An 8016-nucleotide genomic window follows, 5' to 3' on the forward strand; every position below is an offset into this window, starting at 1 on the left:
ACGCCAACAAGCAGCCCGCGTTAGCGCGCAGGCCGTTGCGTCGACGAGAGTCGGCATTGCACCGGTGTGGCACTCTCGGAGCCATGTTCCCCCGAATGCTCGCACTTTGCCATGTCGTGCAGCAGCTGTCGATTCGATATTTCTTGAATTATGGAATCGGGCGCGCTATCGTTGCAAACATGGACGTCACGGTAACTGCAAACATGGATTCGAACCTCGTCGTACGCGTGCTCGGCGCGCTCGCTCACGAATCGCGCCTCGCTGTCTTTCGAACACTTGTCGTGGCCGGCCCCGACGGCATGGCCGCCGGCGAGATCGCTCAACAAGTCGGACTTGCGCCGTCGAGCTTGTCTTTCCACCTCAAGGACCTCTCGCACGCCGAGCTCGTGCGCGCCCGGCAAGAGGGCCGCTACGTTTTCTATTCGGCCAACTTTGAGGCCATGAGCAGCCTCATTGGTTTCCTGACGGAGAACTGCTGTGCGGGCGCGTCGTGCGCGGCCAGCGACCCATCGAACTGCTGCGGAGAATCAGCATGAAGCGCATTCACATCCATGTATCGGTTCAGGACCTGAACGAGAGCGTGCGCTTTTACAGCGCCTTGTTCGGCAATGTTGAGCCGACGGTAATCAAGTCCGACTACTGCAAATGGGAACTGACGGATCCCGCGGTCAACTTCGCCATTTCACAACGCGGCGCGCCGCTGGGTGTCGATCACATCGGCATCCAGGTCGAGAACACAGCGGAACTGGCTGAGATGAACGCGCGCTTCGCGTCGGCTCGCCTGCCGGTTCAAGTCCAGGAGGACACGACCTGCTGCTACGCCCGCTCGGAGAAGGCGTGGACGGTCGATCCGCAAGGCGTCGCATGGGAGACGTTCCATACGCTGGAATCGGCGCCCGTCTATGGCGAGTCGCGCGATCGCTCGGCCGAGGCCACCGCTGCCGCGTGTTGCTCCCCCACCGAAACCGTCGTCACCCTGCAGAGGCGATCGTGAGCACCAAACCGTATTCGATTCTGATTCTGTGCACCGGCAACAGCGCGCGCAGCATCATGGCTGAAGCACTCTTTAACGTGCTCGGCAAAGGCAAGTTCCAGGCGTACAGCGCCGGCAGCCACCCGGGGGGCACCGTCAACCCGTTCGCCATTGAACGCTGCAAGGCGCTTGGCTACGACACCTCGAATTTGCGCAGCAAGAGCTGGGACGAGTTCGCCACCGCCGACGCACCGCAGATGGATTTCGTCATCACGGTATGCGATCAGGCCGCGGGCGAAGTCTGCCCGCTCTGGCCGGGCCATCCCATGACCGCACACTGGGGCTTCGAAGACCCTGCGGCATTCGAAGGCAGCGACGAGGAGAAGCGCAAGGTCTTCAACAAGGTGTACCGCCAGATCATGACGCGCGTAAGCCAGTTCGTGAACCTGCCGCTTCACGTGCTCGACCGCAACGCCATCCAGCACGAGATGCGCGCGATCGGCGCGAAGCCCGTTGAGGAATCCAATGAGCACGACTGACACTTCGCGCAGTAAGGCGGCGCCCCGCATCGGCTTTTTCGAGCGCTATCTGACGGTCTGGGTCGCGCTGTGCATCGTCGCGGGCATCGCGCTTGGACACGTCTTTCCTGCGCTCTTTCATGCGATTGGCGGCATGGAAGTCTCACAGGTGAACCTCCCCGTGGGCGTGCTGATCTGGGTGATGATCATTCCGATGCTGGTCAAGATTGATTTCTCCGCGCTCGCGCAGGTGGGGAGCCAATGGCGCGGCATCGGCGTGACCTTGCTGGTGAACTGGCTCGTCAAGCCGTTCTCGATGGCGTTGCTCGGCTGGATCTTCGTGCGACATGTATTTGCCGCATGGCTGCCTGCCGATCAACTCGACAGCTACATCGCCGGACTGATCCTGCTGGCGGCTGCCCCCTGCACCGCCATGGTTTTCGTGTGGTCGCAACTGTGCAAGGGCGATCCCTATTTCACGCTCTCGCAGGTCGCGCTCAACGACACGATCATGGTCGTGGCATTCGCGCCGCTCGTGGCACTGCTGCTCGGTCTGTCCTCGATCACGGTGCCGTGGGGCACGCTGATTGTCTCGGTCGGCCTGTACATCATCATCCCGGTGCTGCTGGCCCAGTTGCTGCGCAAGCATCTGCTCGCTCGCGGTGAAGCGCACTTCAAACACGCGGTCGCCCGTCTGGGTCCGTGGTCGATCTCCGCGTTGCTCGCCACACTCGTGCTGTTATTCGGCTTTCAGGGTGAAGCGATCGTGCGTGAGCCGCTGGTCATCGCGATGCTCGCGGTCCCGATCCTGATCCAGGTATTTTTCAACTCGGGCCTCGCCTACCTGCTCAATCGCCGCCTGGGCGTCGCCCATTGCGTCGCCGGTCCCTCGAGTCTGATCGGCGCGAGCAACTTCTTCGAGTTAGCGGTCGCCACTGCGATCAGCCTGTTTGGGTTTCACTCGGGCGCGGCTCTGGCAACGGTGGTCGGTGTGCTCATCGAGGTGCCCGTCATGTTGCTGGTGGTGGGCGTCGTCAATCGCTCGCAACGCTGGTACGAAGCCGCCTGACCGTTCTTCAGAGCTATGTTTCCGAATCTCCCCAATCTAAGCGCCGCCCACGTCGATATCCCTGACAGCGAGAAGCTGCAGCCCCTATCGATCTCCACACACGCGCCCCGGATCCTGTTGTTGTACGGCTCGCTGCGGCCCACGTCATACAGTCGCTTTCTGACGCTCGAGGCCGAACGCCTGCTTCAAACATTTGGCGCTGAAACGCGCGTGTTCGACCCGCACGACTTACCCATGGTCGACAGCGTGCCAGCGGACCATCCGAACGTGGTCGAACTGCGCAAGCTCTCCGAGTGGTCGGAAGGCCAGGTGTGGTGCAGCCCGGAGCGTCACGGCACGCTCACCTCGGTGTTCAAGAATCAGATCGACTGGCTGCCGCTGGAGGCAGCGGGCGTGAGGCCGACCCAAGGCCGCACGCTCGCGGTCATGCAGGTCTGTGGCGGTTCGCAGTCGTTTAACGCGGTGAACGCGTTGCGTGTGCTCGGACGATGGATGCGCATGGTCACCATCCCCAACCAGTCCTCGGTCGCAAAGGCCTGGCAGGAGTTCGACGAGAACGGCCGGATGAAGCCGTCTGCCTACTATGATCGCGTCGTCGACGTGATGGAAGAACTCATCAAGTTCACGCTGCTGGTTCGAGACCGATCCGACTACCTTACGGATCGCTATAGCGAGCGCAAGGAAGCGAGGCCGGCACAGGCAACGTCGCTCGCAGCAGCGGCGATGGACCACGAAGTCGATGGCAATGCCGACACCGACGACAGCGAAGCGCAGTAAGCGCGTGATCCGTCGCGATGCCATCGCGACGCTTGCGCTCGCCGTCGCTCAACTCGTCTCGTGGGGTTCCGTCTATTACGCGTTCTCACTCTTCGTCGTGCCGATGGAGCAGGCGATGGGCTGGAGCCGAATCTCAACGAACGCTGCGCTCTCATGCGGTCTCCTGGTATCGGGATTGGCCGCGTACCCGGTTGGCAAGTGGATCGATCACGGCTACGGCCGGCGCGTCATGGTCGCCGGTTCGGTGCTGAGCGCTGCCATGCTGCTGCTTTGGTCTCAGGCGCACAGCATCGCCGTACTTTACGTCGTATGGATCGGTCTGGGCGTGGCGATGGCGGCCACGCTCTACGACCCCGTCTTCTCCATCATCACGATGGATTTTCCAGCAAGCTTCCGTAGCAAGATTACGCAGGTAACACTTGTCGCCGGCTTCGCCAGCACTGTGTTCATCCCGCTCACGCAGGGCCTGGTAACGTGGTTGGGGTGGCGTGAGGCGCTAGTCGTGTTGGCCATTCTCAATCTTGCTTTATGTGTGCCCTTGCAGTGGGTCGCGATCCGACGTAGCGCCACGCATCAGACCGGTACGGGCCAGCGCACGGCAATGAAGGCGATCAATGCCGCCGCCACGCGTCGTGCGCTGCGCACGCCGACGTTCTGGGGACTCGCCGTGTGCTTCACGGCGTACTACGCAACCTTCGCCGCGCTTACTTTCCATCTTGTGCCCTTGATGACCGAGCGGAAGGTTCCTTCAGCCGTCATCCTATTCACGATGGGCATCATCGGTCCCGCCCAGGTACTCGCCCGCATCCTTTGGGCGACAGTCGGCCGTGCCGTGCGACCCTCACGCGTCGGGCTGATCGTCACCACTGCATTCCCGCTCTCAGTCGTGATTCTGATGGCTTGCGGCACCTCAACGTTTTGGCTCGCCGCCTTCGCGACGGTTTACGGTGGCGCAAACGGCATGATGACCATTCTGCGCGGCACCATCGTGCAGGATGTCATGTGGACTGAGGGTTACGGCGCGACGAGTGGTTTGCTCTCTGTGCCTTCCAACATCGCTAAGGGCATCGCGCCGTTGTCGGCCGCCGCAATCTGGGCGTTCCACGATAGCTATATGCCGGTCGAATGGGCCGTGCTGGTTGTCTCGCTACTGTCCGCAATTGCGTTTATGGCGGCAATGCGGCTTGCCCCGTCTCATGCGCATCATAATGAGCGATCTGGCGATATGGCCGCTCTCGCCGCAGCCGAGTCGGCCGCCGAACCGAAGGTGCCCAATTGAACTTGCAAATAAGCGGTGCGCAGGTCACAGAACTTGTGCAGATCAAGGCTCTCCTCACAGCAAGCGGGCTGCCGGCGACGGATATTACCGAGATGCATCTTGATCGCTTTCTCGTCGTTCACAATCCCGGCGGCGCCGTCGTCGCAAGCGTAGGTCTCGAGCGATTCGCCGATGGTGCGATGCTGCGGTCGCTCGCAGTCGCCAAGGAATATCAGAACTTGGGCCTCGGTCGCCTTTTGGTCCTGCGCGCCGAGCAGATGGCAATGGACGAGGGCTGCGCCCAGCTGTGGTTGCTTACGACGACAGCAGATGGGTTTTTTCGTAAGCGCGGGTACATAGTCATCGACCGGCGCGCCGTCCCAGAGGACGTTCGGCAGAACACGGAGTTTTCGCTGTTGTGCCCAGCAAGCGCCATGTGCCTGCACAAGCAGCTCGGGGAGCACTAGCGCCACCCCGCTCACGGCAGTCCTTCATCGTCGGCGCTGTCCGTCGATTGGGCTGTCGAGCTCTTCGATGTTCAGCCCGCGGCGCGAGCACTGATAGGCAATGCGCTGCCACCGTTCGATCCAACTGCGCTCCGCCGCTTGGTAATGACTGAGCTGCTCACGCAAGCTGCGGACCGTTTGATCAAGGTAGAGGATCTCGTCGCTGGCGGACTTCGTGCGTGAACGACGTTTCGGCTTGTCGAGCGCCCGCTTGGCCGTCTGATAGGCCTGCAGGATCGGCGGATGGCGACTTAACGCCTGCCGCGTGTAGCCCGAGCATTCTTCAATGCTCCGCCACGTTAGCCCCCGTCCGAACTGGGCCGGCCCCCGCAAATACCGGACATGCGGCAACGCTTAAATTTTGAGGTAGTCTTCTGCCTATGTTTAAGCCTAGTCACAACGTGGAACCACTAGAAGTTCTGACCCAGCCGGAGCAGCGCCGCCGGCGTTCTGTTGAAGAGAAGCTCGCGATAGTTCGCGAGACGTTCGAGCCCGGCGCGACCGTTTCTGGCGTCGCTCGCCGGCATCAAGTAAATGCCAACCAGGTCTTCGGCTGGCGCAAGCTCTATCAGGACGGGAGTCTGTCGGCGGTCACTGCCGGCGAGCAGGTTGTGCCGGCATCAGACCTAGCCGAAGCAATGAAGCAAATTCGTGAGCTGCAGCGATTGCTGGGAAAGAAGACGATGGAGGTAGAAATCCTCCGTGAAGCAGTGGAGTATGGTCGAGCAAAAAAATTGACTGCGCGCTCACCATTGCTGCCGGGGGACGACCGTTGAAAACGGTCTGTGAAGTCCTGGGTGTGTCGCGCTCGAATCTCGCAGTCAAATCGAAGCGGTCGGCTGATTGGGTCGACCGGCGCAAGATGCCGGTCCTCGACGACATGGCGCTTGTCGCCGAACTTCACGAGCTGTTAGGCGACGTGCCGACATATGGATACCGACGTGCTTGGGCGCTGCTGAGGCGAAGCCGGGATGCGCTGGCTCAACCGCGCGTGAATGCAAAGCGGGTGTATCGCGTGATGCGTCGCCACGGCCTGCTGCTTGAACGTCGCCCTTGTCAAGTCTCGTCTACGCGTCGGCATGATGGCAAGGTCGCGGTGGACAGAAGCAACGTGCGCTGGTGCTCGGATGGCTTCGAGTTCCGCTGCGATGACGGTGCTCCATTGCGTGTCGTCTTCGCACTCGACTGTTGCGACCGCGAAGCCATGAGTTGGGCCGCAAGCACAGGCGGTTACACTGGCGACATGGTGCGTGACGTCATGCTTCAAGCCGTCGAGAACCGTTTCGCCGGCGCGCTGAAGACCGAAACCGAAGTCGAGTGGTTAAGCGACAATGGTTCCTGCTACATTGCCGACGACACATTAAAGTTCTCTCGGAAAATCGGACTGAAGCCGGTCACGACACCCGTCAGAAGCCCGCAAAGCAACGGGATGGCCGAGAGCTTCGTTAAAACGATGAAGCGTGATTACGTTTCGTGGATGCCGAAACCCGACGCCAGGACGGCGTTGCAAAACCTGGCCATCGCGTTCGACCACTATAACGAGTCACACCCGCACAGCGCCCTGAAATACCGCTCGCCTCGTGAGTTTCGTCGGCAAGCAGTTTCTCCAACCTAAGCGTGACCGGGTGTCCGGTTATGCGGGGGCAAGTCCACGAACTCACCATTCCCCCAGCGTTGCAGTTCGGCAAGGATGCTGGCCACCTTGCGATCATCAAGCTTTGCATTGGCGCGAATGGTCTTACCCATCACCCCCTCCCGCGATATAGCGCTCAAGCTCCGTCTGCCCAAAGCCCAAAGGGGCCAGTTGCGTCATCAACTGCACATACTTGGACCGTAGGTGGGTGATCCAGTCTGGCAGCATGACACCGTCGTTCGCAAGCTCACGCGTCGTATCCAGACTTATGCTCACGACCGCCGCCTGGCGCTTCAGTTCGTCGATGCGCTCGATGTCGGCCTCACGCCAAACATAGTCATTGCAATCGGCGCTGCACTGCAGATGGCGCGGACACGGCGACATCTGGAAGTCGTGCAAGCACATACCCGCGCCGACGTCGTGCACGGCATGAATGCGCGCCGCGAGAAACGTCTGTGCACGATCAGCAGGAAGCGCGCTTGCGATGTCTGGCACCGCGCCCCTCATTCGGCCACCCATGACCTCGCTCACCACCTGCGCGGCGCGCTCGACGACGGTCATGTGCTGGTAAGCCTTGGTATCTGCTGCATACTTCCGGCCGAACCACTTCGTTTGGACCAGATCCGGCGCACCGCCTTCGTCAAGGAGGTGGTTAAGGAAGTGACGGAAGCCGTGTGAGCGGATTTCGATGCGCCCCCCGTCCCTTTTCACAATGTTGTGGCGTTCGAAGATCGACGCGCATGCCTCTCGGCCACCCAGGAAGTCGCTGACGTTCTGATCGGTGATGGGTCGCGCCGCGTAGGTCAGGGTCGTTTTGGTCCCCCGATGCATCTGGTTGGCATAGACGACGCAAAGCGCGTCGTGCAATGCCAGACCGGTTCGGTGTCCGCCCGGAATGACGGGCTTTGTCCAATGGTCCCGCAGCAAGCCCTTATGCAAATCTGTCCGGCTTACTTGGATTCGTCCGTGCAGCAGGCGAAACGGAATTTCGCGGCACCGAAGGAACTGTGCGACGTTCGTGCTTTTCAGGCCGAGCACCAAGGGCAATGCCGCGCTATCCACCTCGCTCGCACACTGCACGTCGGCCAGCAAGTCTCGCGTCTCGTGGTAGCGCCGAGCCAGGCTGCGGGCGCCCTGCGTTGCGATATGCAACTCGTCCAACACCTCAACGACGAGCGCCTCCGTCGTATGCGTCGCGCCAGGGCCGTTGAGAATTCTTTGGACAAGCGTCGGAGAATGCGGCAGGCTAAGCCTGCCGCAGGCAGAAGGGATCAACCCAATG

The 8016-nt window shown here is 61.2% G+C and carries 9 protein-coding genes and 1 pseudogene; 8 read left to right on the forward strand and 2 right to left on the reverse strand.

Going from position 1 to position 8016, the window contains the following annotated elements; translation table 11 throughout:
- The first annotated feature begins 203 nt into the window (after positions 1–203).
- From QCE69_RS37080 to arsN2, 7 genes are read left to right on the forward strand one after another with little or no spacing between them, the layout of a single operon-like run.
- Positions 204–536, forward strand: a complete 333-nt coding sequence (locus QCE69_RS37080; protein ID WP_309935876.1) for a metalloregulator ArsR/SmtB family transcription factor — start codon at positions 204–206, stop codon at positions 534–536.
- A complete protein-coding gene (locus QCE69_RS37085; RefSeq protein WP_309935865.1) occupies positions 533–994 on the forward strand; it encodes an ArsI/CadI family heavy metal resistance metalloenzyme in 462 nt (153 codons plus the stop codon). The genes QCE69_RS37080 and QCE69_RS37085 overlap by 4 nt, the downstream gene beginning before the upstream one ends.
- Complete coding sequence (locus QCE69_RS37090) at positions 991–1512, forward strand: arsenate reductase ArsC (protein WP_309935877.1); 522 nt, start codon at positions 991–993, stop codon at positions 1510–1512. Before QCE69_RS37085 ends, QCE69_RS37090 begins: the two co-directional genes overlap by 4 nt.
- Complete coding sequence (arsB, locus tag QCE69_RS37095; protein ID WP_309935866.1) at positions 1499–2560, forward strand: ACR3 family arsenite efflux transporter; 1062 nt, start codon at positions 1499–1501, stop codon at positions 2558–2560. Before QCE69_RS37090 ends, arsB begins: the two co-directional genes overlap by 14 nt.
- A 15-nt stretch (positions 2561–2575) precedes the next feature.
- The gene (gene arsH / locus QCE69_RS37100; protein ID WP_309935867.1) at positions 2576–3337 is read left to right on the forward strand and encodes an arsenical resistance protein ArsH; all 762 of its coding nucleotides are present in this window, start codon (positions 2576–2578) and stop codon (positions 3335–3337) included.
- Complete coding sequence (locus QCE69_RS37105; RefSeq protein ID WP_309935868.1) at positions 3306–4616, forward strand: MFS transporter; 1311 nt, start codon at positions 3306–3308, stop codon at positions 4614–4616. Before arsH ends, QCE69_RS37105 begins: the two co-directional genes overlap by 32 nt.
- A complete protein-coding gene (gene arsN2 / locus QCE69_RS37110) occupies positions 4613–5062 on the forward strand; it encodes an arsenic resistance N-acetyltransferase ArsN2 (protein WP_309935869.1) in 450 nt (149 codons plus the stop codon). The genes QCE69_RS37105 and arsN2 overlap by 4 nt, the downstream gene beginning before the upstream one ends.
- Positions 5063–5086: 24 nt before the next feature.
- Here the strand turns inward: arsN2 and QCE69_RS37115 are convergent, their stop codons facing one another.
- Positions 5087–5434 (reverse strand): hypothetical protein, encoded by a 348-nt coding sequence (locus QCE69_RS37115; RefSeq protein ID WP_309935870.1) that lies wholly within the window; start codon positions 5432–5434, stop codon positions 5087–5089.
- 47 nt (positions 5435–5481) lie between these two features.
- Between QCE69_RS37115 and QCE69_RS37120 the strand changes: the two genes are divergently transcribed.
- Positions 5482–6716, forward strand: a protein-coding gene (locus QCE69_RS37120) for an IS3 family transposase (RefSeq protein ID WP_309935871.1) whose coding sequence is annotated in 2 segments (ribosomal slippage) — positions 5482–5836 and positions 5836–6716 — 1236 coding nt in all. Because the reading frame shifts where the segments join, the coding sequence is not laid out codon by codon here.
- A 123-nt stretch (positions 6717–6839) separates the two neighbouring features.
- Here the strand turns inward: QCE69_RS37120 and QCE69_RS37125 are convergent.
- Positions 6840–8016 (reverse strand): annotated as a pseudogene (locus QCE69_RS37125) (integrase); the annotation flags it as partial.

The organism is Caballeronia sp. LZ032 (assembly GCF_031451315.1).
In the GTDB taxonomy this organism is placed as follows: domain Bacteria; phylum Pseudomonadota; class Gammaproteobacteria; order Burkholderiales; family Burkholderiaceae; genus Caballeronia.